At 66.7% G+C, this 25,376-nt stretch carries 20 protein-coding genes and 1 other RNA gene; all 21 read right to left on the reverse strand.

The window, feature by feature from the left end; genetic code table 11:
* Positions 1–165: 165 nt before the first annotated feature.
* The gene (gene recN / locus ACXAGF_RS12170; protein WP_475017364.1) at positions 166–1,836 is read right to left on the reverse strand and encodes a DNA repair protein RecN; all 1,671 of its coding nucleotides are present in this window, start codon (positions 1,834–1,836) and stop codon (positions 166–168) included.
* Between the two features lie 20 nt (positions 1,837–1,856).
* Positions 1,857–2,720 (reverse strand): outer membrane protein assembly factor BamD, encoded by an 864-nt coding sequence (locus tag ACXAGF_RS12175; protein ID WP_475017366.1) that lies wholly within the window; start codon positions 2,718–2,720, stop codon positions 1,857–1,859.
* Positions 2,721–2,885: 165 nt separating this feature from the next.
* Positions 2,886–3,839, reverse strand: a complete 954-nt coding sequence (gene lpxC, locus ACXAGF_RS12180) for a UDP-3-O-acyl-N-acetylglucosamine deacetylase (RefSeq protein WP_475017368.1) — start codon at positions 3,837–3,839, stop codon at positions 2,886–2,888.
* A gap of 310 nt (positions 3,840–4,149) precedes the next feature.
* On the reverse strand, positions 4,150–5,883 hold the full coding sequence (ftsZ, locus tag ACXAGF_RS12185) for a cell division protein FtsZ (RefSeq protein WP_475017370.1): 1,734 nt from the start codon (positions 5,881–5,883) through the stop codon (positions 4,150–4,152).
* Between the two features lie 105 nt (positions 5,884–5,988).
* On the reverse strand, positions 5,989–7,320 hold the full coding sequence (gene ftsA, locus ACXAGF_RS12190; RefSeq protein WP_475017372.1) for a cell division protein FtsA: 1,332 nt from the start codon (positions 7,318–7,320) through the stop codon (positions 5,989–5,991).
* Entirely contained in the window at positions 7,317–8,249 is a 933-nt protein-coding gene (locus tag ACXAGF_RS12195) for a cell division protein FtsQ/DivIB (protein WP_475017374.1), read from the reverse strand. The genes ftsA and ACXAGF_RS12195 overlap by 4 nt, the downstream gene beginning before the upstream one ends.
* Complete coding sequence (locus ACXAGF_RS12200) at positions 8,237–9,160, reverse strand: D-alanine--D-alanine ligase (protein WP_475017376.1); 924 nt, start codon at positions 9,158–9,160, stop codon at positions 8,237–8,239. The genes ACXAGF_RS12195 and ACXAGF_RS12200 overlap by 13 nt, the downstream gene beginning before the upstream one ends.
* 299 nt (positions 9,161–9,459) lie before the next feature.
* A complete protein-coding gene (locus ACXAGF_RS12205; RefSeq protein ID WP_475017378.1) occupies positions 9,460–10,320 on the reverse strand; it encodes a GGDEF domain-containing protein in 861 nt (286 codons plus the stop codon).
* A 169-nt stretch (positions 10,321–10,489) separates the two neighbouring features.
* Entirely contained in the window at positions 10,490–11,464 is a 975-nt protein-coding gene (gene murB, locus ACXAGF_RS12210) for a UDP-N-acetylmuramate dehydrogenase (RefSeq protein WP_475017380.1), read from the reverse strand.
* Positions 11,461–12,876: a UDP-N-acetylmuramate--L-alanine ligase gene (murC, locus tag ACXAGF_RS12215; RefSeq protein WP_475017382.1), complete on the reverse strand. Its 1,416-nt coding sequence runs from the start codon at positions 12,874–12,876 to the stop codon at positions 11,461–11,463. The genes murB and murC overlap by 4 nt, the downstream gene beginning before the upstream one ends.
* Positions 12,873–13,997, reverse strand: a complete 1,125-nt coding sequence (gene murG / locus ACXAGF_RS12220) for an undecaprenyldiphospho-muramoylpentapeptide beta-N-acetylglucosaminyltransferase (RefSeq protein WP_475017383.1) — start codon at positions 13,995–13,997, stop codon at positions 12,873–12,875. The genes murC and murG overlap by 4 nt, the downstream gene beginning before the upstream one ends.
* Before the next feature lie 4 nt (positions 13,998–14,001).
* A complete protein-coding gene (ftsW, locus tag ACXAGF_RS12225; RefSeq protein WP_475017385.1) occupies positions 14,002–15,153 on the reverse strand; it encodes a putative lipid II flippase FtsW in 1,152 nt (383 codons plus the stop codon).
* A 10-nt stretch (positions 15,154–15,163) separates the two neighbouring features.
* Positions 15,164–16,567, reverse strand: coding sequence for a UDP-N-acetylmuramoyl-L-alanine--D-glutamate ligase (gene murD, locus ACXAGF_RS12230; protein ID WP_475017387.1), 1,404 nt, complete (start codon positions 16,565–16,567; stop codon positions 15,164–15,166).
* A gap of 5 nt (positions 16,568–16,572) precedes the next feature.
* The gene (gene mraY / locus ACXAGF_RS12235) at positions 16,573–17,673 is read right to left on the reverse strand and encodes a phospho-N-acetylmuramoyl-pentapeptide-transferase (protein WP_475017389.1); all 1,101 of its coding nucleotides are present in this window, start codon (positions 17,671–17,673) and stop codon (positions 16,573–16,575) included.
* A 206-nt stretch (positions 17,674–17,879) separates the two neighbouring features.
* Positions 17,880–19,313, reverse strand: a complete 1,434-nt coding sequence (locus tag ACXAGF_RS12240; protein ID WP_475017391.1) for a UDP-N-acetylmuramoylalanyl-D-glutamyl-2,6-diaminopimelate--D-alanyl-D-alanine ligase — start codon at positions 19,311–19,313, stop codon at positions 17,880–17,882.
* Positions 19,310–20,761, reverse strand: a complete 1,452-nt coding sequence (locus tag ACXAGF_RS12245; RefSeq protein ID WP_475017393.1) for a UDP-N-acetylmuramoyl-L-alanyl-D-glutamate--2,6-diaminopimelate ligase — start codon at positions 20,759–20,761, stop codon at positions 19,310–19,312. Before ACXAGF_RS12245 ends, ACXAGF_RS12240 begins: the two co-directional genes overlap by 4 nt.
* Before the next feature lie 69 nt (positions 20,762–20,830).
* Complete coding sequence (locus ACXAGF_RS12250; protein ID WP_475017396.1) at positions 20,831–22,582, reverse strand: peptidoglycan D,D-transpeptidase FtsI family protein; 1,752 nt, start codon at positions 22,580–22,582, stop codon at positions 20,831–20,833.
* Positions 22,582–22,983: a cell division protein FtsL gene (ftsL, locus tag ACXAGF_RS12255; protein WP_475017397.1), complete on the reverse strand. Its 402-nt coding sequence runs from the start codon at positions 22,981–22,983 to the stop codon at positions 22,582–22,584. Before ftsL ends, ACXAGF_RS12250 begins: the two co-directional genes overlap by 1 nt.
* A 3-nt stretch (positions 22,984–22,986) precedes the next feature.
* Positions 22,987–24,012: a 16S rRNA (cytosine(1402)-N(4))-methyltransferase RsmH gene (gene rsmH / locus ACXAGF_RS12260; RefSeq protein WP_475017400.1), complete on the reverse strand. Its 1,026-nt coding sequence runs from the start codon at positions 24,010–24,012 to the stop codon at positions 22,987–22,989.
* A 14-nt stretch (positions 24,013–24,026) separates the two neighbouring features.
* Positions 24,027–24,467 carry a division/cell wall cluster transcriptional repressor MraZ gene (gene mraZ, locus ACXAGF_RS12265; RefSeq protein WP_475017402.1) on the reverse strand — a complete coding sequence of 147 codons (441 nt, stop codon included), beginning with the start codon at positions 24,465–24,467 and terminating at the stop codon, positions 24,027–24,029.
* 467 nt (positions 24,468–24,934) lie between these two features.
* Positions 24,935–25,331: RNase P RNA component class A (gene rnpB / locus ACXAGF_RS12270), an RNA gene on the reverse strand.
* Positions 25,332–25,376 lie beyond the last annotated feature (45 nt).

Raw genomic sequence — 25,376 nt, forward strand, 5'->3', positions numbered from 1 at the left:
CGCGATTCAGCGAGTTGGTTCTAGTGCAACTGGGACGAAAGGAAAATTGATAGATGCGAAAGATGGCCCGGCGAAAAAGACCTGGCTTCGCGCCGATGTTAACCGCGAGCGAGAACAGCTTCGTGCATCGTGGGTCACAGCCATGCGGCGCGCGCCGGCCAGGACTCAGCCGCCGCCCGACAGTAGCCGCGCCGCGGCTGCCCTCGCCTCTTCCGTGACCGACGCCCCGGCCAGCATCCGGGCGATTTCCTCGGTCCTCGCCCCCTCGTCCATCCGGGCGACGCGGGTGGCGACCGCCTCGCTGCCCTCGACCGGAGCCTTCGAGATCAAAAGATGTGTGGCCGCGCGGGCCGCGACCTGCGGCGCGTGGGTGACGGACAGCACCTGCACCGTCGACGACAGCCGCTTCAGCCGCTGGCCGATGGCATCGGCCACCGCGCCACCGACGCCGGTGTCGATTTCGTCGAACACCAGGGTCGGCGCCGAGCCCCGGTCGGCAAGCGCCACCTTGAGCGCCAGCAGGAAGCGCGACAGCTCGCCGCCCGACGCCACCTTCATGATCGGGCCGGGCCGGGTGCCGGGGTTGGTCTGCACGTGGAACTCGACCGTGTCGATGCCGTCCTCGCTGCCCCCGTCCGGCTCCGTCGTGATGTTGACCATGAACCGGGCGCGCTCGAGCTTCAGTGCCGGAAGCTCCGCCATCACCGCCGCAGCCAGGGCCTCGGCCGTGTTGTGGCGGCGCTCGGAGAGCGCGCGCGCCGCCGCCGCATAGGCGGTGCGCATTTCGGCGACGGACAGCTCGAGCTTGGCCAGCTTCTCCTCGCCCGCGTCGAGATCGGCGAGATCGGCGATCATCCGCGTGGCGAGCGCCGGCAGGCCGGTGACCGGGACGGAGTACTTGCGCGAGGCGGCGCGAAGGGCAAACAGGCGCTCCTCCGTCCGCTCCAGCAGCTTCGGGTCGAACTCGGTCTTGCGCAGCGCCGCCTCGACGGCCATCTGCGCGTCGGACAACTGGTCGACGGCGCGGCCGAGCAGTTCGACCGTTTCCTCAAGGAGGCCCGGCGCCTCCTGGCTCTTGCGCTCCAGCCGGCGCACCATCGAGGCGATCACCGGGACGGGCGAACTGTTGCCGTTGAGAAAGTCGCTGGCTTCGCTGATGTCGCCGGCGATCCGCTCGGCCTTCATCATCCGCGCCCGCTCCTCGGCCAGCACCTCTTCCTCGCCGTCCTGCGGGGAGAGCTTTTCCAGCTCCTCCACCGAGGACCGCAGGTAATCCGCCTCGCGCGCCGCCGCCTCGACCTTCTCGCGATGGCGGCGAAGCGCGCGTTCGGCCTCCTTCCAGCGCTGGTAGAGCGTCGTCACCTGGCCCACGGCCTCGCCCAGCCCTCCGAAGGCGTCGAGCAGGATGCGGTGGGCATCGGTATCGATCAGCGCCCGGTCGTCGTGCTGGCCGTGGATCTCGACGAGGCGCTGGCCGGCCTGTCGCATCAGTTGCACCGACACCGGCTGGTCGTTGACATAGGCCTTGGTGCGCCCGTCCGCGGACTGAACCCGGCGGAAGATGAGGTCTCCGTCGTCGTCGATGCCGTTCTCGCGCAGCAGCGCACGCGCGCGATGGCCGGGCGGCACGTCGAACACCGCCGTCACCTGCCCCTTCTCGAGACCGTGACGGACCAGTGCGCCGTCCCCGCGACCGCCGAGCGCAAGCGACAGGCTGTCAAGCAGAATGGATTTCCCGGCGCCGGTCTCGCCGGTCAGGACCGAGAGCCCGGCCTCGAAGCCCAGGTCAAGTCGTTCGATCAGGACGATATCGCGGATCGAAAGCTGTGCCAGCATGCGCGACCATATCTCTCAGCTCAGGCGCCGATGAGTTTCTTGCCGGCGCGCGAAATCCAGGATCCAGCGTTCTCCCGTGGCTCAAGCCCCTTGGACTGCAGGAGCTTGTAGGAGTCCGCATACCACTGGCTGTCCGGGTAATTGTGTCCGAGCACGGCCGCGGCGGTCTGCGCCTCGCTGACGATACCCATGGCATAATAGGTTTCGACGAGTCGCGCGAGGGCTTCCTCGATCTGGTTGGTGTTTCCGTACTTCTCCACCACCGCGCGGAAGCGCGAGATGGCGGCGAGGTACTCCTTCCGCTCCAGATAGTAACGGCCGACCTGCATTTCCTTGCCGGCCAGCTGGTCGCGCGCGAAGCGAATCTTGATCTGGGCGTCTTCCACGTATTCCGAATCCGGATACTTGGTGATGACGTTCTGCATCGCCTCGATCGTGTTGTTGGCGGCGCGCTGGTCCTGGGTGACGTTCGGGATCTGCTTGGCGTAGGCAAGCCCGACAATGTACTGGGCGTAGGCCGCGTCCTGCGATTCCGGATAGAGATTGAGATAGCGCTTGCCGGCCGCGATCGCCTCGTCCGTCCGGCCTTGGCGATAGTTGACGAAGGCGGTCATCACCAGCGCCTTGCGCGCATATTCGGAGAACGGGTGCTGCCGGTCGATGGCCTCGAACTTGCGCGAGGCCTCCGTGACCTTGCCGGCGTTCAGGTTAGCCAGGCCCTGATTGTAGAGAACCTCGGGCGGATCGGTCTCGACCGTCAGCTTGGTGATGTCGATGTCGGGATCGGACTGGCATGCCGTCAGCGCCAATGGCGTCGCGGCCAGGAGAGCAACGCAGGCAATCCGCGTCCATCGCTTCGCACCAACAGTCCCTGCAAATTTCATCTGACAATCCCAAATCGATGCGGCGCCGCTCGATGGGCGCCGCTCATTGAACGCGTTTCTAGCCTCAAAGTCGCGCGGCCCGCAACGCCATGGCGAAGCATTAACGCAATTTTGTGGCAAGGATTGTGGGAAACCACAACAACGCCGGTCGTTTGCTCCCGGTCCTCAAGCCGACCAGGGAGCAAACTCCGGTGCGTTCACGGCGACAAGCTCACGCTGGCCGGCACGGGCGCGCGGCGCCGAAGCCTCCACCACCTCGTAGGCCGAACGGTCGTTGAGCAGCGCCTTCAGCGCATGTGCGTTCATCTTGTGTCCGCCGCGATAGGAGCGATAGCAGCCGATGAACTGAGCACCGGCCAGCGCCAGGTCGCCGACGGCGTCGAGCGTCTTGTGACGCGCGAACTCGTCCCCGTAGCGCAGCCCCTCGACGTTGATCACCTGGTTGTCATCCGAGATGACGACCGAGTTTTCCAGCGACGAGCCGAGCGCATAACCGGCAGCCCACAGCCGCTCGACATCGCGCATGAAGCCGAAGGTGCGCGCCCGCGACAGCTCGCTGCGGAACGTCGCCGGGGTCAGTTCCCCCCTCCAGGCCTGGCGGCCGATCAGCGGGCAGTCGAAGTCGATCTCGACTTCGAAGCGGGTGCCGTCATGGGGGGTGAATTCCGCCCAGGACGCACCGGACTCGACCCGGACCGGCTTGATGACACGAATGTAGCGGCGCTTGACCGCCAACGGACGAAGGCCGACCTGGTCGATCGCCTCGATGAACGGAGCCGAGCTGCCGTCCATGATCGGCATTTCCGCGCCGTGGACCTCGATCAGAACGTTGTCGAGCGATAGCGCATAGAGCGCCGCCATCACGTGTTCGATGGTCGCGATCGACTTCTCCGCCGAAAAGCCGAGGACGGTGCAGAGGTCGGTATTGCCGACCTGGGAGGATACCGCGCGGTACTCGGTGATCGCGCCGTTGTCGTGCACGCGCTGGAAGACGATTCCGCTGTCGGCCTCGGTCGGATGGAAGGTGATCGAGACGACTGCGCCGGAGTGGACGCCCGTGCCCGAAATGGTGACCGGGCTCGAGATCGTCGTCTGAAAACCCAGCAAACTGATGGACATTTTATTCTAGCCTTGTCTTGCGCCGGCGCCGCACCGACGATCGATTTCTTTCAGCGCGCACCGCAACCGCCGGCATCGACGATTCGGGCTGCGCTACCGGATTCATGGCAAGGAGGGAAAAACCGCCCTTGAATCAATGCCATGCCTCCGTTTCCGGGCGGAATGTAGTTGTGTGCCAATCTCGTTACAAATCACTGTTTCTTTCGATATGTTACGGGTTTGACACACATGCCATCACATTGAAACTTTTATATAAAATGAAAAGACCCGGATCACGGATCCGGGTCCCTTGTCATCAACCGTTACAACCTCAGTTCGATTGCCGGCGCAGGAAGGCCGGGATCTCGAGCTGGTCGTCCTCGCTCAGCGTGCGCGGCTGCGGGCTGACGCGGCCGTGATCATCGAGCTGGCCGCGACGCGGCGCATAGAGGCTGGCCTCAGGCGACAGCTGCGGCCGGCGCTGTTGGACGGGTGCCGGATCGACTGCCGCCTGCGGCTCGTCGTCCTCGCGACGCGCCAGCGAAGAGGTGATGCGCTTCAGAAGGCCCATCGGGCCGCGCTCCTCCGGCTGCACATGCGCCGGCTGCTGTGCACGATGGTCGATCTCGGCCTTCACCACCGGCGGGAAATCCTCGATCTTCGGCATGCGGCTGGCCACCGGCTCCTGACGGATGATCGGCGCCGAGGGCTCGGGGCGCTGGGCGACCGGCGCGCTCTGGTACTGCGGCGGCTGGATCGGCGCCGGCCGGGCGACGGGTGCCTCGGCCGCCGGGGCAGCGGCGAAGATGCGGCTCTGCGGGCGGAACTCTTCCTGCGGCGCGGCAGCGGCCTTCGCCTCGGGAAGGGCCAGTTCGCGCTCGAGTCCGAGTTCGGCCGCAAGGATCGTCTCGGAGATCGGATCGGCGTGCCGCAGCGGCTGCTGGGCCACCGTTGCGGCCGGCTGTGCCGGCTGGCTCGTCGCCGCAGCGGGCGCTGCCGGCTGCACCGCCTGCGGCTGGACCGGGACGGCGGCGGACGGACGGATCAGCGGCTTGCTCGAACCGCGAAAGTCGGCATTCCGGCTCGGAACCTCCGCCGCTGCGCGGTCGATTCCAGTGGCGACGACGGAGACGCGGATCAGGCCTTCCAGTTCTTCGTCGAAGGTGGCGCCGAGGATGATGTTGGCGTCCGGATCGACCTCCTCGCGAATGCGGGTCGCGGCCTCGTCCACCTCGAACAGGGTCAGGTCGCGGCCGCCGGTGATCGAGATCAGCAGGCCTTGCGCGCCCTTCATCGAGGTCTCGTCGAGCAGCGGGTTGGCGATCGCAGCCTCGGCGGCGGCCATGGCGCGGCCTTCGCCGGAGGCTTCGCCGGTGCCCATCATCGCCCGACCCATCTCGCGCATGACCGAGCGGACGTCGGCGAAGTCGAGGTTGATCAGGCCCTCCTTGACCATCAGGTCGGTGATGCAGGCGACGCCTGAGTAGAGCACCTGGTCGGCCATGGCGAAGGCATCGGCAAACGTCGTCTTGTCGTTGGCGATCCGGAACAGGTTCTGGTTCGGGATGACGATCAGCGTATCGACCGACTTCTGCAGCTCCTGGATGCCCTGCTCGGCGAGCCGCATGCGGCGGCCCCCTTCGAAGTGGAACGGCTTGGTGACGACGCCGACGGTCAGGATGCCCTTGTTGCGGGCGGCCTGCGCGACGATCGGCGCGGCCCCGGTGCCGGTGCCGCCGCCCATGCCGGCGGTGACGAAGCACATGTGCGTACCGTTGAGGTGATCGATGATCTCGTCGATGCACTCCTCGGCGGCCGCGCGGCCGACTTCCGGCTGCGAGCCGGCGCCGAGGCCCTCGGTGACCTGGGCGCCCATCTGGATGATGCGCTCGGCCTTGGTCATCGTCAGCGCCTGGGCATCGGTGTTGGCGACGACGAAGTCGACGCCCTGGAGCCCGGCGGTGATCATGTTGTTGACCGCGTTGCCGCCGCCGCCGCCGACACCGAACACGGTGATGCGGGGCTTCAGCTCAGTGATGTCCGGCTTCTGCAGCTTGATAGTCATTGTCGTTGTTCCTTCTGTCTGTTCTGGCCCGCATCGCCGCACCGGCCAATTCCTCAAAAACCCGTATTCGCTCTTCCGCCTACGCAAACACCCGCGACAAACGCATCAGAAACTCTCCTTCAGCCACTGCCCGACCCGGGCGATGCGGCCGCTGCCGCCGGCAAGCGACGCAAGCATGCCGCCCTGCGTCGAATGCGCCTCCAGTTCCGCCACCTGCGGGTAGATCATCAGTCCCACCGCCGTGGAGAAGGCCGCGCCCTTGGCGGCGGCCGGCAGGCCCGAGACGCCGAGCGGCCGGCCGACGCGGACGTTGCGCGCGAGAATCCGCCGCGCCGCCTCCGGCAGGCCGGTGAGCTGGCTCGCGCCGCCCGTCAGCACGATCCGCTTGCCGACGATCGGCGAGAAGCCCGAGCGCTGGATGCGGTCGCGGATCAGTTCCAGAGTTTCCTCGATCCTGGCGCAGACGATGCGCGACAGCAGCGCCCGCGGCACGTGGGTCGGCTGGTCGCGGTCGTCCTCGCCGATGGGCGGGACCGCGACGATGTCGCGCTCGTCTGAGGCGTTCGGCAGGGCCGATCCGTGCACCACCTTGAGCCGCTCAGCGTCGTCGATGCGGGTCGAAAGACCGCGGGCGATGTCGGTTGTCACATGGTGGCCGCCAAGCGCGACCGCATCGGCGTGAACGAGCTTGCCCTCGGCGAATACCGAGATGGTGGTCGTGCCGCCGCCCATGTCGATGCAGGCGCAGCCGAGTTCGACCTCGTCGTCGACGAGGGCCGACAGGCCGCTGGCATAGGGCGTCGCCACCATGCCCTCGACCGACAGATGCGCGCGGTTGACGCAGAGCTCGAGGTTCTTGAGCGCGGTACGCTCGGCCGTCAGCACATGCATGTCGACCCCGAGGACGTCACCGAACATCGACAGCGGATCGCGGATGCCGCGCTCGCCGTCGAGGGAGAAGCCGGTCGGAAGCGAGTGCAGGATGGCACGGTCGCTCCGAAGCGAGCGCTGGCCGGCGGCGGCGAGCACCTTGCGCAGGTCGGCGGCCTCCACTTCCTGGCCCCCGAGATCGATCGTGCCGGTGTAGATGTCGCTCTGGAGGCGGCCGGCGGACACATTGACGATCAGGCTGTCGATGGTCAGCCCCGCCATGCGTTCGGCCGCGTCGACCGCCAGCCGGACGACGCTCTCGGCCGCGTCCAGGTCGGCGATCACGCCATTCTTGACGCCGCGCGAGCGGTGATGGCCGATGCCGATGATCTCGATCGAGTGCGTGCGGTTCGGCAGGATCTCGCTCTCGGGCCGCGGCGTCAGCCGGCCGATCATGCAGACGACCTTGGTCGAGCCGATGTCGAGCACGGAGACGACGTGCGACCGCTTGGCGTTCAGCGGCTTCAGGCGCGGGAGACCGAAATGGGAGGAGCCGAAGATACTCATGAGCGATCGGTCACCTTCTTGAGTTCCTTCGTCCGTTGCTCCAGCACCACCTTGCGGCGGGCGGCGGCCCCTTCCGTCAGGCGGATCGTTGTGCGGTCCTCGAGCCGCAGGTCGACGGCGGCGATGTCGCGCTCGAGAAGACCCTGCTGCGCGTCGAATTCCGACAGCACATGCATCGCCCGGGCAATGTTGGTTTCCGGCAGCATGACGACGACACCGTTGTCGAGCCGCAGGTCCCAGCGCCGGCCGGCGACACGGACATAGGCCCGCACGCGGACCTTGATGTCCGGCCAGGCGTCGAACTGCTTGTCGAAATCGGCGGCCGCCGTTTCCGCGTCGCGGCCGACGAACAGCGGCAGGGTCGAAAACTTGTTGTCTCGCAGCGGCGCAATCACGCTGCCGTTCTTCTCGATCAGGGAGAGATCGTTGCCGTGCTGCCAGATGCCGAACGCCGTTCGCTCCTTCAGGACGACCTCGATCGTGCCGGGATAGACCTTGCGCACCGATACCTGTTCCACCCACGGCAGCCCCATCAGCTTCTGCCGCGCCTCCTCGACGTCCAGCGCCACGAGCGAGGTGGTGCCATCGAGGCCAAGCTGTTCGAGGATGTCGATCTCGGACGTCTCGCGCGCGCCGGACACCTTGACGTCGTCGATGGCGAAGCCGGCGGCCGTCGTCGTCGCCTGGGCGAAGTCGTGCGAGTGGCCGCCGAGCGACATGCCGTAGAAGCCGGTGGCGGCAAGAAACGAGACGGCGGCGATCGTCCCCGCGTGGCGCGGGATGTGCACGCGCCCCACCGCGAGACCGACGGCGAAGCGGACGATCCGGCGCAGCGGGCGCGGCAGGACGCGACCGCCGTCCGCCTCGGCGAGATCCGAGGCGCTTGCCTGTCGGCTCCTGCTTTTCTTTCGGCCGGTCAACGCAAACAAGACGCGTCCTCCACCATCCAGGTCAAGAATTCTTCGAACGAATGGCCGGCATGCTCGGCCATCTCGGGCACCAGGGAGGTCGGGGTCATGCCGGGCTGGGTATTGATCTCCAGCCACACAATCTCGCCATTCTCGGAGAAACGGTCGTCGTACCGGAAGTCCGATCTGCTGACGCCGCGGCACCCGATCGCTTGATGCGCCTTGAGTGCGAGTGTTTGTATTTTTTGGTAAATATTTGGTGAAATTTGCGCCGGAAGAACGTGTTTCGATCCACCTTTCACGTACTTGGCGTCGTAGTCGTAAAAACCGTGGCCCTGCGGCACCACCTCGGTCACGCCAAGGGCCACATTGCCCATGACGCCACAAGTGAGCTCGCGCCCGTGGACGTACCGCTCCACCATCACCCGGTCGCCATAGCGCCACGCGTCGGACGTGATGACCTGCGGCGGATGCGGCTGATCCTCCTTGACGATGACGACGCCGAAGCTCGACCCCTCGCACACCGGCTTGACCACGTAGGGCGGCTTCATCGGGTGCCGGGAGGTGAACTCGAACCGGTCCATCACCCGGGCCTCGGCAACCGGGATGCCGGCCGCCTTCGCCACGATCTTCGCCTGCGCCTTGTCCATGGCGAGCGCCGAGGCGAGCACGCCGGAGTGGGTATAGGGAATCTGCAGGTATTCGAGAATGCCCTGGATCGTGCCGTCCTCGCCGAAGGGACCGTGCAGCGCATTGAAGGCCACCTCGGGCTTCAGCTCCGAAAGCACCGTTGCCACGTCGTGCCCGACGTCGACACGGGTGACACGATGGCCCGCCCGCTCGAGCGCGTCAGCGCAGGCGTTGCCGGACGAGAGGCTTACGGGCCTCTCGGAGGACACGCCACCCATCAGCACTGCCACATGCTTGCTCATCTCAACCCCCGGACTCCTGCACACTACCCGATCTCGCTTGCGTGGACCTGATTGCACCCGCCCGACTCGATCCGCGAGATCACCCGACTACAACGGCATTATGGTTAACGAACGGTTTACTTTCGTTAACCGCTTCGGGCAGCCGCTGACCAACCACCTGCCCGAATCAAAGAGCAACCCCCGTTTTCCCCGTGGAATCAGAGAGTTGACGGCGACGCAAGGAAAAGTATGCGGCAGGCGTCGCGCGCCGCCCGCGCAGGCAAAGCGCACGCTGTCACAGGAGGACGGCGCAAGGCCCGTCAGGACCGGCCGTGGGCGGCGTTGCGATCGGGGTCCGCGATGCTGCGTTCCTGGTTTCGTGCCGGCGGCGACAGGCGCTCGACCTCCCGCTCGTGCACTGCGCAATTGCGCCCCGAGACCTTGGCCAGGTAGAGCGCCCGGTCGGCATGGGTGAAGAGGTCGTCGAAACTGCGCCCGCGACGATGATCCGCAACGCCGGCCGAGACCGTCACGGCGATCTCGCGCGCGCCGGACACCACCGTCCTGCCCTGGATCCGCGCGCAGGTCTGCTCGACCAGCCGCATCGTCTGCTCCGGCGCCACATCGCAGAAAAGGACGGCGAACTCCTCCCCGCCGATCCGCGAGACGATGTGTCGCCCGCCGCTCAACTGCTCCAGTTCCCGGGCGACGGCGACGATGACTTCGTCGCCCGCCACGTGGCCGAGCGTGTCATTGATCGACTTGAACCGGTCGATGTCGAGGATTGCCAGCGATGCGGGCGAAACGGCAGCCTGGAAGGCCTCCAGAAAGGCCCGGCGATTGAGCAGGCCGGTGAGGGAGTCGGTGCGGCTGAGGCGTTCGAACTCGGCGCGTGAGACCGTCAGGTCATAGACGGCAAGCCCGACCACGTAATAGGCGGCGAACGCAACCGTCAGCGACACGAACAGGGTGACGACTATTCCGATGACGAGCGCGTCGATCAGGTCGTACGGCAGCATTCCGGCCACCTCGAGGATCCAGTGCGCGGCCACGACCATGGTGCAGGCGAGCGCGGCGATCCGCCCCGCCATCACAGCCGAACGGCGCATGACCTGCCGCCGCGAGGAGAACTCCCCGAGGGCGAGCTGACTGTTGACCCATGTCTTGACGCGCTCGATCATCACCTGCTCCAAAGCGCGCACGATGCTAGTGGCAGGGTGTTAACAATCTATGGGACCGGCAGCCTTTCCAGGCGGGGCGGGGTGGGCAAAGCGCGTCGCGACGGTTCCGGCTCCGGACGGTAACGGCCCGAGGCGGATGTCGGCGAGGCAACTCCCGGGGGAGGAAGCCTCAGGCGGTCGCCCGGCCGAGGAATTCCTTGATCTCGTATCCCGGCATGAAGTTTCCGACGCGCTTGATCTCCCACTGCAACAGGATGCCCGAGTGCTCGAGCACGCGGCTGCGTACGGTCTCGCCGAGATATTCCAGCTCGTATCCCGTCGCCTGCCCGGTGTTGATCATGAAGTTGCAGTGCATCGGCGACATCTGCGCCCCGCCGATCATCAGTCCGCGGCAGCCCGCCTCGTCGATCAGCTTCCAGGCCGAGTGCCCCTCGGGGTTCTTGAAGGTCGAGCCGCCGGTCTTCTCGCGGATCGGCTGGACCGTCTCGCGATGCTGGCGGACGGCATCCATCTTCTCGCGGATCTGCGCCTTGTCGCCGGACTGGCCGGCAAAGACGGCATGGGTGAAGATCAAGCCCTCCGGCGCCCTCGACTGGCGGTAGCTGTAGCCCATATCGGCGTTCGACAGCACGTGGAACTTGCCCTTGCGGTCGACCGCGTGCACCTCGACCAGCAGGTCCTTGGTCTCGCCGCCATTGGCGCCCGCATTCATGCGCAGCGCCCCGCCGATCGAGCCCGGGATGCCGTAGAGAAACTCGAAGCCGGCAATGCCGTGATCCAGCGCCATCGCCGCGATGTTCTTGTCGGGGCAGATGGCGCCGGCCTTGATCCGGCTGTCGCCCACCAGTTCAAGGTCGCCGAAGCCCTTCGCCGAGAGCCGGATGACGACCCCGCGGATGCCGCCGTCGCGCACGAGCAGGTTGGAGCCGACGCCAGCCACCATCAGCGGCACGCTGTCCGGCAACAGCTTCAGGAAGGTCACGAGGTCGTCGACGTCATGCGGCTGGAACATGACCTCGGCGAGGCCGCCGGCCCGGAACCAGGTGACACGGTCCATCGGCGCGTCCGCCGTCAGCCTGCCGCGAACCGCCTTGAGGCCGTCGCCCAGCGACGCCAGCAACTTCCCGCCATCCACCTGTTTCATGCCGTGTTTCCCGAAATGCCTGCAAGTTCATTGGGCAGCGCTGCAGCCCAGTAGGTGATGCTGCCAGCTCCCAAGAGAACCACAAAGTCGCCGGGCTTAGCAATCTCGCAAATGGTGGAGGCAAGTTGCTCCGGCCCCTCAAGGTAGCGGGCATCGCGATGCCCGCCGGATTTGATCCGGGAAACCAGCGCTTCCGCGGTCGTTCCCTCGATCGGCTCCTCGCCGGCTGCGTAGATCGGCGCGATCATGATCGTGTCGGCGTCGTTGAAGCAGCCGGCGAATTCCTCGAACAGGCTGTGCACGCGGCTGTAGCGGTGCGGCTGGTGCACGGCAATGATTCGCCCCTGGCAGGCCTCGCGCGCCGCCCTCAGCACCGCCTTGATCTCGACCGGATGGTGTCCGTAGTCGTCGTAGATGCTGATGCCGTTGACCGTGCCGGTGAGGGTGAAGCGCCGCTTCACCCCGCCGAAGGACGCCAGCCCCCTGGCAATGGCTTCCGGCTTGATGCCGAGGCGCTGCGCCACCGCGATCGCGGCGGTGGCGTTGGAGACGTTGTGGCGGCCCGGCATCGGCAGGCGCAGGTCCTTCATCTCGATCACCTGGCCCGTGCGGCGCTTGCGGATCTCGACGTCGAAGACCGAGGTGGCGCCGTCCATGCGTACGTTGCCGAAGCGCACGTCGGCCTGCGGGTTTTCGCCGTAGGTGATGACCTTGCGGTCCTCGATGCGGCTCACCATAGCCTGAACCTCCAGGTGGTCGAGGCACATGACGCCGAAGCCGTAGAAGGGTACGTTCTCCACGAACTGGCGGAAGGCCGCGCGCACGGCGTCGAAGCTGCCGTAGTGGTCGAGGTGTTCGGGATCGATGTTGGTGACGACCGCGACATCGGCCGGGAGCTTGAGAAAGGTGCCGTCGGATTCGTCCGCCTCGACGACCATCCATTCGCCCTCGCCCATGCGCGCGTTCGTGCCATAGGCATTGATGATGCCGCCGTTGATGACCGTCGGGTCGAGGCCGCCGGCCTCCAGCAGCGCCGCCACCATCGAGGTGGTGGTGGTCTTGCCATGGGTGCCGCCGATGGCAATGGCGTTGCGGAAGCGCATCAGCTCGGCCAGCATCTCCGCCCGGCGCACCACCGGCAGCAGCCGTTCGCGGGCCGCCGCAAGCTCAGGGTTGCTCGGCCGGATCGCGGTCGAGACGACAACGACCTCGGCGTCGCCGATGTTCTCGGCCTGGTGGCCGACGAATACCTTGATGCCCTTCTCGCGCAGGCGCTGCACATTGGCGCTGTCGGACTGGTCGGAGCCCTGCACCCGATGGCCGAGATTGTGCAGCACCTCGGCGATGCCGCTCATGCCGATGCCCCCGATCCCGATGAAATGAACGAGCCCTATGCTCTTCGGCATCTTCATGGCCGTTCTCCTTTGAATTCAGCGATCGACTTTCCGCCCGCAATAGCCTCTACCATCCCGGCGAGCAAGCGCGCGGCGTCGGGTTTGCCGGTCTTGCGGGCGCTCTCGGCCATCGCCGCCAGGCGCTCCGGGCTCCTCATCGCCTCGGCGATGATCTGCGACAGCCGCTCGGCCGACAACTCGGCCTGCGCGATCACCTGCGCCCCGCCATTGGCGGCCAGGGCGGCGGCGTTCGCCGCCTGGTCATGGTCCAGGGCGTAGGGATAGGGCACCAGCACGGACGGTCGGCCGATGACGGCGATCTCCGACACCGTCGAGGCGCCGGACCGGCAGATGACGAAATGAGCCTTGGCCAGCCGCTCGGCCATGTCGCCAAAGAACGGCGAGACCTCCGCCGGAACCGAGAGCCGGTCGTAGATGGCGACGACGCCTTCGCGGTCTTCCGGGCGGGCCTGCTGGGTGACGCGGATGCGCGCGCGCTTGGCGTCGCCGAGCCGGCAGACCGCCTGCGGCACCGCTTTCGAAAAGAACTGCGCGCCCTGGCTGCCGCCGAAGACGACGAGACGGAACTCGCCATCCGCCGACGGCGGCTCGTAGGGCACCGCGGCGGCTTCGACAACCGCCGGCCGCACCGGGTTGCCGGTAGTCACGGTCTTGGCGGCATGGCTTCCCACGTCTTCGGGCAGGAAGCCGCCGGCGATGGCCTGCACGCGCGCGGCCAGCGCCCGGTTGGCCCGCCCCATCACCGCGTTCTGCTCGTGGATCATCGCCGGAATCCCCATCCCGGTCGCCGCAAGCAGCGGCGGCAGCGTGGGGTAGCCGCCGAACCCGACGACGGCATGCGGCCGCAACCGCGACAGCAGCCTGCGCGCCGCGCGCAGGCCCTTCCACAGCGTCAGGAGCGAGGTGACGACCTTCACCGGGTTCTTCGAGCCGATCGTCGCCGACGGCACGACATGGATCTCGTCGGCCGGGAACCGGCCGGCGAAGCGCTCGGCACGGCTGTCGGTGACGAGGTGCACGGACCAGCCGCTCGCTTTCAGTTCGTGCGCCAGCGCCTCGGCGGGAAAGAGATGGCCTCCGGTCCCCCCGGCGGCCAGCAGGATAATGCCCTTGCTCATCGATCTACTCCGCGGCGATCATTCCGGAGCGAAAAAGGCTCCGCTCGACGGCGCGCTTTTCCGGCCGGTGGCGCGTCAGCGCCAGGATGAAGCCCGCCGTGACGCAGATGGCGATCATCGACGAGCCGCCATAGGAGATGAGCGGCAGGGTCATGCCCTTGGCCGGCAAGAGCTCGAGGTTCACGCCGACATTGATCATCGACTGGGTGCCGATCAGCAGCACCAGGCCGGCAACGGCAAAGCGGGTGAAATCGTTGCGCTCCTTGAAGGCATGGTTCAGCCCGCGCAGCACGACGAAGGCGAAGACCGCGACGATGACCATGCAGAAGGCGATGCCGAACTCCTCCGCCGCGACGGAGAAGATGAAGTCGGTGTGGCTGTCGGGAATGATGCGCTTGACCACGCCCTCGCCCGGTCCCTTGCCGAACCAATCGCCGCGGATGATCGCCTCGCGCGCGGTGTCGACCTGGAACGTGTCTCCTTCGCCGGTGAGGAACCGGTCGATGCGGCCGGCCACGTGGTCAAAGAGAAAATAGGCCGAGACGAAGCCGCCGACGGCGACCCCGCCGAGCAGGACGATCCAGATCCAGGGCATGCCGGCCATGAAGAACATGCCGCCCCAGACGGCGGTGACCAGGATCGTCTGGCCGAGGTCGGGCTGGGCCACCAACAGGGCAGCGACGATGCCGAAGAGCAGGATGGCGAACAGGTTGCCGGGAATTTCCGGCTGCCGTGCGTGCTCGGAGAACAGCCAGGCGCAGATCACGACGAAGGCCGGCTTCATGAACTCGGACGGCTGGATCGACAGGCTGCCGAGCGAGATCCAGCGCCGAGCACCCTTGACCTCGACGCCGATGAACAGCGCCAGCACCATCATCGCCAGCGACACGACCAAAAGGATCACCGCCGTTCGCCGGACCTGCCGTGGCGACAGGAACGAGATCGCCACCATGGTGGCGATCGCCGGCAGCAGGAAGGCGGCGTGGCGCTTGACGAAGTGGAAGCTGTCGAGGTTGAGCCGCTCGGCCACCGCGGGACTGGCGGCGAAGGACAGCATGAAGCCGATCCCCAGCAACAGGATGAACGCCGCCAGAAAGAACCTGTCTATCGTCCAGAACCAGTCGGCAACCGGACCCCGCTCGGCACGACTAACCATCGTATCTCCCCTAACCGTTCGCCTTGATCAGCATGGTCACGCCCGGGAGGGCGGCGACGTGGCCGACGAAGGCATCGCCCCTGACTTCAAAGTTCTTGTACTGGTCGAAGCTTGCGCAAGCCGGGGACAGCAGGACGGCAACCGGCCCGGTCTCGTCCCTCCCGGCATCCGCCGCCGCGTGCAGCACGGCCCGCTCCAGCGTTCCGGAAATCTCGTAGGCGACCGCGTCGCCCAGCGTCGCTGCGAAGGCGGCCGCCGCCTCGCCGATCAGATAGGCCTTGGCGATCTTCGGAAAGAAGCCGGACAGGCTGGCGATGCCGCCCTCTTTCGGCAGGCCGCCCGCGATCCAGTAGATGCGGTCGTAGCTCGACAGCGCCGGCGCGGCGGCCTCGGCGTTGGTCGCCTTGGAGTCGTTGACGAAGACGACGCCAGTCCTGCGGCCCACCGGCTGCATCCTGTGCTTCAGGCCCGGGAAGGAGGCAAGGCCGGCGCGGATCTCTTCTTCGCTGACGCCGACGGCCAGGCATGCGGCGATCGCCGCCGCGGCGTTCTGGGCATTGTGGCCGCCCCTGAGCGTCTGGATCTCGGTCAGGTCGGCCATCTGCCGCGCCGTCCCGCCGTGGGCGATCCGGATCCGCGTCCCGTCGGCAAAGATGCCGTCGGCCAACGGGTGCCGGCGCGAGACGCGCACGAGCCTGGTGCCGGAGCGCTCGATGCGGTCGGCGATCCGCGCGGTGTAGCTGTCGTCGACCGCAACGATCGCCGTGTCGCTACCGGCGACGAGGCGTTCCTTGACGTCGGCGTAGTGCTGCATCGTGCCGTGACGGTCGAGGTGGTCCGGCGTCAGGTTCAACAGGATGCCCGCGGTCGGGTCGACCGTCGGGGCCAGGTCGATCTGGTAGGAGGAGCATTCGACCACGTAGAACCGGCCGGGCTTCGGCGGCTCGAGCGTAAGCACGGCGGTGCCGATGTTTCCGCCGAGTTGCGTGTCGCGTCCGCTCGCCTTGAGAATGTGCGCAATCAGCGCCGTCGTCGTCGACTTGCCGTTGGTGCCGGTGATCGCGATGAACGGGCAGTCGGGCGCGTGCGCACGGCGCTCGCGGGCAAAGAGTTCGACGTCGCCGATGATCTCGACGCCTGCGGCCCGCGCGAGGTCTACGCTCCAGTGTGGCTTGGGATGCGTCAGCGGCACGCCCGGCGACAGCACGAACACCGACATCGCCGCCCAGTCGATGTGGCGCAGGTCGGCCACGGCGATGCCGGCCGCCGCGGCCGCAGCGACGCTGTCCGGGTTGTCGTCCCAGGCGAGAACCCTCGCCCCGCCGGCGGCAAGGGCCTGGGCAGTCGCCAGGCCCGATCCCCCGAGCCCGAAGAGCGCGACGTTCCTGTCCTTGAGGGTGGTGACCGCGATCATCGAAGTTACCGCAGCTTCAGCGTCGAGAGGCCGACAAGCGCCAGGATGACGGCGATGATCCAGAAGCGGATCACCACCTGGCTCTCGGTCCAGCCCTTCTTTTCGAAGTGGTGGTGGATCGGCGCCATCAGGAACACGCGCTTGCCGGTCATCTTGAAGGACGCGACCTGGATGATCACCGACAACGTCTCCATCACGAACAGGCCGCCGATGATGGCCATGACGACCTCGTGCTTGGTGGCCACGGCCACCGTGCCGATCAGCCCGCCGAGGGCCAGCGAACCGGTGTCGCCCATGAAGATGGCGGCCGGCGGTGCATTGAACCAGAGGAAGCCGAGCCCGGCGCCGATGACCGCGCCGAGGATGACCGCGAGTTCGCCCGTGCCCGGTACGAAGTGGATCTGCAGGTAGTTGGCGAACACGGCGTTGCCGGCGAGGTAGGCAATGACGCCGAAGGAGGCGGCGGAGATCATCACCGGCACGGTTGCAAGGCCGTCCAGCCCGTCGGTCAGGTTCACCGCATTGCCCGCGGCGACGATCACGAAGCCCCCGAACAGGGTGAAGAAGATGCCGAGATTGAGCAGCAAATCCTTGAAGAAGGGGAAGGCCACGGAGGTGCCGAGGGCCGAGCCTGCAGCGCCTGAGGAAATGGCGGCGCGCATCATGAAATAGGTGGCGATGCCGGCGATGACGAATTCAAGGCCGAGACGGGCCTTGCCGGAGAAACCCTTCTCCGTCTGCTTCGTCACCTTGAGGTAGTCGTCGTAGAAGCCGATCGCACCGAAGCCCAGCGTCACGAGCAGCGTGGCGACGACATAGATGTTCGACAGGTCGGCCCACAGCAGCGAACTGCCGACGATACCGGCAAGAATCATGATCCCACCCATGGTCGGCGTGCCGGCCTTCTTGAAATGTGTCTGCGGCCCGTCTGCACGGATCGGCTGCCCCTTGCCCTGCCGCACGCGCAACGAGGCGATGATCGACGGTCCGAACAGGAACACGATGGCGGCGGAGGTGAACAGCGCGGCCCCGGTGCGGAACGTGATGTAGCGAAACAGGTTGAAGACCTGGACCTGATCCGCCAGTTCGACTAGCCAAAGCAGCATTCGTGACCTTTCCCCAAAGGTTCTGCGGGGGTCGCGGCCGCCGGAGACAGTCCGGATCGGAGAGTGACCGCCCCTATATCGAAACATTCACACGCAGGGCTTCCCCGGCGCGTCCCCTCGCGCCTGCACCCGGGGCCGGTCCGGTCCAGGGCCATGCGCATGTGCCAATCGTCAAGAAGCCGCGCGCCCGAGGGCACGCGGCTCATTCATTCGGCGCGCTCCGTGTCGGAGAACGCCTCATATTTGTCAAGCAACGCGGCGACGATCCGGCTGAATCCCGTGGACTTCGACGACTTGACCACAACCACGTCGCCCGGACGCACCGCCTCGAGCACCAGTTCCTGGACGCGGTCGGCATCCGGCCGGTACTCGACCCGGACGGTCTCGCCGAGCGCTTCGCGCAGCGCCGCCATCTCGGAACCGCCGATCCACACGTCCTCGATCCCCGCCTCCGCCAGCGGCTGCGCCAGTTCGGCATGAACCTGCGCGGAGAATTCCCCCATCTCGAGCATGTCGCCGAGCACCGCGATCCGGCGGCCGCCGTCGCCCGGCACGGTGTCGCGCAAGAGCGCGATGGCCGCGCGCATCGACGCCGGATTGGCATTGTAGCTCTCGTCGATCAGCGTGAAGTGACCGCCGTCGATGCGACGGCGGTAGCGGCGACCCCGCCCCTGCTCCGGCTGGATCGAGGCCAGCGCGTTCATCACCCGCTCGATGTCGGCGCCGGCCAGATGCGCCGCGCCGAGGACCGCCACCGCGTTCTCGGCAATGTGGCGGCCCGGCGCGCCCATCGGGATCTCCAGCGTCTTCCCGCCCACCGAGGCCCAGAGCACGTTGCCCTGCGGACCTGCCATGAATTCGACCAGACGGAACTCGGCGCGGGGATCGGCGCCAAAGCTGTGGATATGCTCGACGCCAGCGGCCCTGGCAGCCTCTTCCAGACGCTCGTACTGGTCGATGTCGCGATTGATCAGAGCGTGCCCGCCGGCGACCGTGCCCTCGAAGATCTCGGCCTTGGCGTCCGCGATCTCCTCGAGGCTTTTGAAATTGCCGAGATGGGCGGCGGCGATGGTGGTGACGATCGCGACGTGGGGTCGCACCATCTTGACCAGCGGCCGGATCTCGTCGGGATGGTTCATGCCGATCTCGAACACGCCATAGGCGGTGTTCTCCGGCATGCGTGCCAGTGTCAGCGGAACGCCCCAGTGGTTGTTGAAGGACGCGGCCGAGGCATGGACGGTGCCGCAGGCGGCGAGCGAATGCCGCAACATTTCCTTGGTCGTAGTCTTGCCGACCGACCCGGTCACCGCGATGACCTTGGCGGCGCTGCGGTCGCGCGCCGCACAGCCGAGGTCGACGAGTGCCTGCAGGACGTCGTTGACGACCAGCATCGGCGCGGTCAGGCGGCCGAGCGCCGGTAGCTTGCCCTCGCTGACCACCAGCAGCGCTGCGCCGTTGGCATAGGCGAGGCCGGCGAAGTCATGGCCGTCGACCCGGTCGCCCTTGATGGCGAAGAAGGCCTCGCCGCGGCCGATCGAGCGGCTGTCGATGGCGATGCCGGAGATCCCCGCCGGCATCGGGCCGAGCGGCCGGCCGTGCGTGGCCGCGATCAGGTCCTCGATGGTCCAGAGCATGGTCAAAGGTCAAGCTCCTCCAGCGCTTTGCGGATTTCCGCATGGTCCGAGAACGGCAGCGTGACGCCTCCGATCGTTTGCCCCTCCTCGTGCCCCTTGCCGGCAACGATCAAGGTGTCGCCCACCGACAGCATGGCGACGGCGGCGCGGATCGCCGCGCCCCGGTCGCCGATTTCCGTCGCGCCGGCCGCGGCTGCCATGATCTCGGCACGGATCACGTCCGGCACCTCCGAGCGCGGGTTGTCGTCCGTGACGATGACGACATCGGCGAGCCGGCTGGCGATCTCGCCCATGATCGGGCGCTTGCCCTTGTCGCGGTCGCCGCCGCAACCGAAGACGACGATCACCCGACCGGTGGTGAAGGGGCGGACCGACGTCAGCACGTTCTCAAGCGCATCCGGCTTGTGGGCGTAATCGACGTAGGCGAGCGCCCCGTTCCTGGCATGGCCGACGAGTTCGAGCCGTCCGGACGCACCGGCCAGATGCCCGAGCGCGGCCATCGCGTCCCTGGCCGAGACGCCGGTCGACATGGCAAGACCTGCCGCGACGAGGGCGTTGGCGACCTGGAAATCGCCGGCCAGCGGGATATGGACTTCAAAGATGTCGTCGCCGAAATGCACCTCCGCGGTCTGCTTGTGGCGGAAATGCTCCACCCGCTTCAGCGTCAGGTAGGTACCCTTGCGGCCCACGCTGCGGACATCGAGACCCGCCCCGTTGGCGGCTGCCATTGCCGCCGCCGACCACTCGTCGTCCGCGAAGATGACGGCCGGCGCCCCCTTGGGCAGCAGCGTGTCGAACAGGCGCATCTTGGCCGCCAGATAGTGCTCGACCGTCGGGTGATAGTCCATGTGGTCGCGGCCGAGGTTGGTGAAGGCGGCGGCCGAAAGGCGGACGCCGTCGAGCCGCGCCTGGTCGAGGCCGTGGCTGGAGGCTTCCATCGCCGCATGGGTAACGCCGGCCTCGGCGAGTTCGGCGAGCAGCCGGTGCAGCGCCACCGGATCCGGCGTCGTCAGCGAGCCGTACTCCTCCCGGCCCGGCGCCGTTACGCCGGTGGTGCCGATCATCGCCGCGGCGTGGCCGGCATGCGCCCAGATCTGGCGCGTGAACGAGGCGACCGAAGTCTTGCCGGCCGTGCCCGTGACGGCCACCATTGTTTCCGGCTGGCGTCCGAAGAACCGCGCGGCGGCGAGCGCGAGGAAGCGGCGGGGCTCGTCCACGGCGATCACCGGGACCGGCGCCTCCACCTGGGTGCCGCGCCCGACCACGATCGCCGCAGCGCCGCGTGCGACGGCGTCGGCGACATAGGCGGCGCCGTCGGTCTTCGTCCCGTTCAGGGCGACGAAGAGATCGCCGGTCGTGACCTTGCGGCTGTCGGCGGCGATCCCGCCAATCTCGGTTGCGGATGCGGCGCCCAGCCCTGAAATCTCGCTTCCGGCAAGGTCTGTGATCTTCATGTGCAGCTCTTCTTATCGTCGGTGGACGCCGCTTCGCCCGCGAATCGGCCCTCCCCGTTCATTCTGCGCTCAATAAGACACGAGCAAGGCAGAACCGTCCTCCCCGAATTTCGGCTTTACACCGAGAAGTGGGGCGCTGCGGCGGATGATCTCGCCGACCATCGGCGCCGCATTCGATCCGGCGGTACGGCCGCCCCCTTCGCCGCTCTTGGGGGCGTCGATGAAGGTCAGCACGACATATCGCGGATCGTCGATCGGGAAGGCGGAGAGGAAGGCATTGAAGTTGAGCCCGTTCTTGGCGTAGCGGCCGTTGACGACCTTGTCCGCCGTGCCGGTCTTGCCGCCGACGTTGAAGCCGGGCACCAGCGCGCGCTTGCCCGAGCCGCTCATGGCGTTCACCCGCATCAGGTAGCGCATGTCGTCGCTGGTGCTCTGCTTGACGACCGCCTGGGCGATGGCGTCGGCCTCCTCGCGCTCCCGTGGCAGGAAGGTCGGCGGCAGGTACTTGCCGCCATTCATCAGCGCCGCGCCGGCGACCGCCGTCTGCAACGGCGTGGTCGAGACGCCGTGGCCAAAGGAGATGGTGATCGAGTTGATTTTCTTCCACTCGCGCGGCTGGCTCGGCGTCTTCACCTCCGGCAGTTCCGTCTGCATCTTGGTGAGCAGCCCGAGGCGGGTGAGAAACTCCTTCTGGCCCGGAATGCCGACGATGTCGGCCATCTTGGCGGTGCCGATGTTGGAGGAGTACTGGAAGATCTCGGGCACCGTCAGCACGCGGTGCTTGCCGTGGAAGTCCTTGATGGTGAAACCGCCGATGCGGATCGGGTAGCGGGCATCGAAGCTGTCCTTCAGCGTGACCTTGCCCGAATCGAGCGCCATCGCGGTCGTGAAGGTCTTGAACGTCGAGCCCATCTCGAACGTGCCGTCCGACATGCGGTTGAGCCAGCCGTCCTTGGCGCTCTCGGCGGGATTGTTCGGGTCGTAGTCCGGCACCGACGCCATGGCGAGCACCTCCCCGGTGTGCGCATCCAGCACCACGCCGCCGGCGGCTTCCGCCTCGTATTTCGTCATGGCCTCGGTCAGGACGTCATGCAGCATCGACTGCACGCGCAGATCGATCGACAGCCGCACCGGCTCCAGCTTGGCGTCGCTCGTCATGCCGAGTGCGGCCAGATCGGCCAGCCCCTGATTGTCGATATAGCGCTCCATCCCGGCGATGCCGCGATTGTCGATATTGACGTAGCCGACGATGTGGGCCGAAGCCTTGCCGCTCGGATAGAAGCGACGCTTCTCCGGTCGGAACCCGACGCCAGGGATCCCCAGCGCCAGAATACGGCTCTGCTGCTTCGGCGTCAGCTGGCGCTGCAGCCACTGAAAGCGCGAGTTGGAGGTGAGCTTCTTGTAGGTCGTCTTCGGGTCCAGCTCGGGCAGGACCGTCTGCAGCAGCTCCAACGCCTCGTCGACGTCGACGATCTTGTGCGGCTCGGCATAGAGCGAGACCGTGCGGATGTCGGTCGCCAGCAGTTCGCCGTTGCGATCGATGATGTCCGGGCGCGAGGCGAGCAGGTTGTCGGCCGGGCCGATGCTGGACACCGACTCCGGTTGCGCCATGCCGTACTGCACGAGCCGCCCGCCGACGACGCAGTAGGCGAGGCCGAAGCAGGCCATGATCACCGCGACGCGGCTGCGGGCCTGCTTGCCGCTGCGCTTGCGGTAGCCCTGGAAGGCGGTGGCGACGCCGGCATCGGCCGGGCGGCCACTGCCGCCATGGGAGAAGTGAGCCTTGCTCTTGACGTCCATGATGCGGGAGAGAAACGACATCAGCGCGCCACCGATCCTGTTGCGATCTTGTCCGTGCCCTGTCCGCGACCGCCGGCCTTTGCCGCGGCGGTACCGGCGTCGTCGGCCTGCTCCGCTTCCAGCGCCAGCAACTCATCGGCCCGCATCGGCAATTCCATCGGCTGCGCCAATTGGGTCGATTCGGTCGGCACCAGCTGGAGGTCCTGCCCGTAGATCTTCACCAGCCGGTTCAGGCGTGCCGGCTGGGTCAGGAGCGCCCAGTCCGCACGCAAAAGGTCGATCGTCTGCTCCTCCAGCCGGATTTCGGCATCGAGCTTGCGGACTTCCTCCAGCCTGTTCTCGGCCTTGTGCTTGATGGTGTAGGTGGCCGTCGCGGCCACCGTCATGACGACAACCAGGATGAAATCAAAGGTACGGAACATCCTTCAGCCTCCAATCTTCTCGAGACTTGCAAGCTCGGGCAGGTCGAAAATGGACAGATCGTCCGCGCCCGGCGGTGCCGCGGTGCGTTCGCCCGCCCGCAGCTTGGCCGACCGCGCGCGCGGATTGATCGCGCATTCCTCCTCGCCTGCGACCACCATGGACTTCCCAACTGGCGCGAAGGTTGCGGCGCGCTGATGGATCTCCGGTAGGTGGCGCGATCCCGAGGCCTTGCCGGACCGGTCCTGGAAGAACTTCTTGACGATCCGGTCTTCCAGCGAATGGAAGCTGACGACAACGAGGCGCCCGCCCGGCTTCAGCGCCCGCTCGGCGGCAAACAGCGCCCGCGCCAGCTCGCCGAGCTCGTCGTTGACGAAGATGCGCAGCGCCTGGAAGACGCGCGTGGCGGGGTGGATCTTGTCCTTTGCCTTGCGCGGCGTGACGACTTCGATCAGCCCGGCAAGGTCGCGGGTGGTGGCAAAGGGTTGCTCGGCCCGTCGCTTCTCGATGGCGCGGGCGATGCGCCCGGCCTGCTTTTCCTCGCCGAGGAACCCGAAGATGCGGATCAGGTCCGAAACCTTCGCCCGGTTGACGACGTCAGCGGCGGAAACGCCCGCGCTCGACATGCGCATGTCGAGCGGCCCGCTCTTCTGGAAGGAGAAGCCACGCTCCGCCTCGTCGATCTGCATGGAGGAAACGCCGATGTCGAGCACGACCCCGTCAAGCCCGTCGGCCGGGGCATGGCGCGCAAGGTCGGAAAAGCGCGAATGGACGAGGGACAGGCGTCCGCCGGAGGCCGCAACCAGAATCTGCCCGGCCTCGATGGCGCTCGGATCGCGGTCGAGGGCGATCACAGTCGCCCCTTTCGACAGGATGGCCGTGGTGTAGCCGCCGGCGCCGAACGTGCCGTCGAGAATAACCTCGCCCGGCTGCGGCTGCAGCGCCGCGATCACCTCGTCCAGAAGAACCGGAATGTGGCGGACCGGTCCGCCATCGGCTTCAGAATGTCCTCCGCCAATATCCGCCGCCATCCCGTCTCTCCACCTTATCCCGAGCCCAGACCTCGCAATCTGCGCTCCGTCCTGGCCGCCGCCTGCATTGCCTCGAACGTCTGCGGCGCCCAAAGCTGAAAATGATCCGCTCGCCCGACGAACGTTACGTCCGCAGTGATGCCGGTGTAGTCGCGGATGAAGTCCGTGACCATCAACCGCCCCTCGGAATCGAGCTTCATGAAGACCCCGCCCCCGTGAATGAGGAGCGACATCTGGTTCGCCTCCGGCGAAAACGGATCCTCGCTGGCGATCTGCCGCTCGAAGCGATCGAGCAGGTCCGGGCCGCCGACGCTGATCGCCGGAAACACAAAATCCTGGAAGCAATAGAGCTCCCGGACGTCGCGATGCGCAAGCACCGACCGAAACGGCGAAGGCACTGACACCCTCCCCTTGGCATCGATCCTGTTTGTCGCATTGGACAGGAACCGGTTCATGACGCGCTACGTCCGCTTCCCTGACCGGCACCGAACCCGCCGGCACCGGAAAATCCCCACAGAACCCGACCGCACGAATCGCATCGGACACGCCGCCTTCACGCTGCGCCGCCCCCGATTGGAGCACCTCGATACTTTGCGATGGACGGGCGATCATTCGCCCCTGTGCGGTATGTTTATGGGATACCATGGGACCATATGGGCGTCAATGGGAGCGGATCCGTTCCCGGGATTGAAACCAGCAAATCTTTATAAGCCGTTAAGTTTAACGAATGGTTACGATCGGACAGACAAGCCTCTGGATTCAATCAAAAATCGGATCGAACACGAAGCCGGGGTCAGCCTTCTCCGCGCGGCGGCGTCGGGCCAGTTGCTCCGAAAAAAAGGGAGGCCAGCGCCCCCGTGAGGCACCGCAACGGCGTGCCGCGGGGCCGGCGTCCAACCGATTCGGATCGAGAAGGAGAAAAATTGCCAGTTGGCCTGTAAGCCGGGTTCTGTATGGCTCCGGCCGGGGCCGGAACGTGGCAGCCATTCATCTGGGACCGGGCTTGCGCCAGGCCTCGTGCAACCCACCCGGATGACCGGCCCGGAAACGGGCTGAAGCGGCTTGCGCCGTTCGCGTCATCCCTATTCGGTCTTGCTCCCGGTGGGGTTTACCGTGCCGTCCATGTCGCCATGTCCGCGGTGGGCTCTTACCCCACCCTTTCACCCTTACCTTCCGTGGAAGGCGGTTTGCTTTCTGTGGCACTTTCCCTGGGGTCGCCCCCGCCGGACGTTATCCGGCACCGTGTTTCCGTGGAGCCCGGACTTTCCTCACCACGCGGCCTTTCGGCCCTTGCGCGGCGCGGCTGCCCGGCCAACTGGCCCGCGTTCCTTAGCGAAAGGCGGTCACAAAGGCCAGAAAAAACA

The sequence above is a fragment of the Mycoplana sp. ABR4_002 genome (assembly GCF_056159645.1).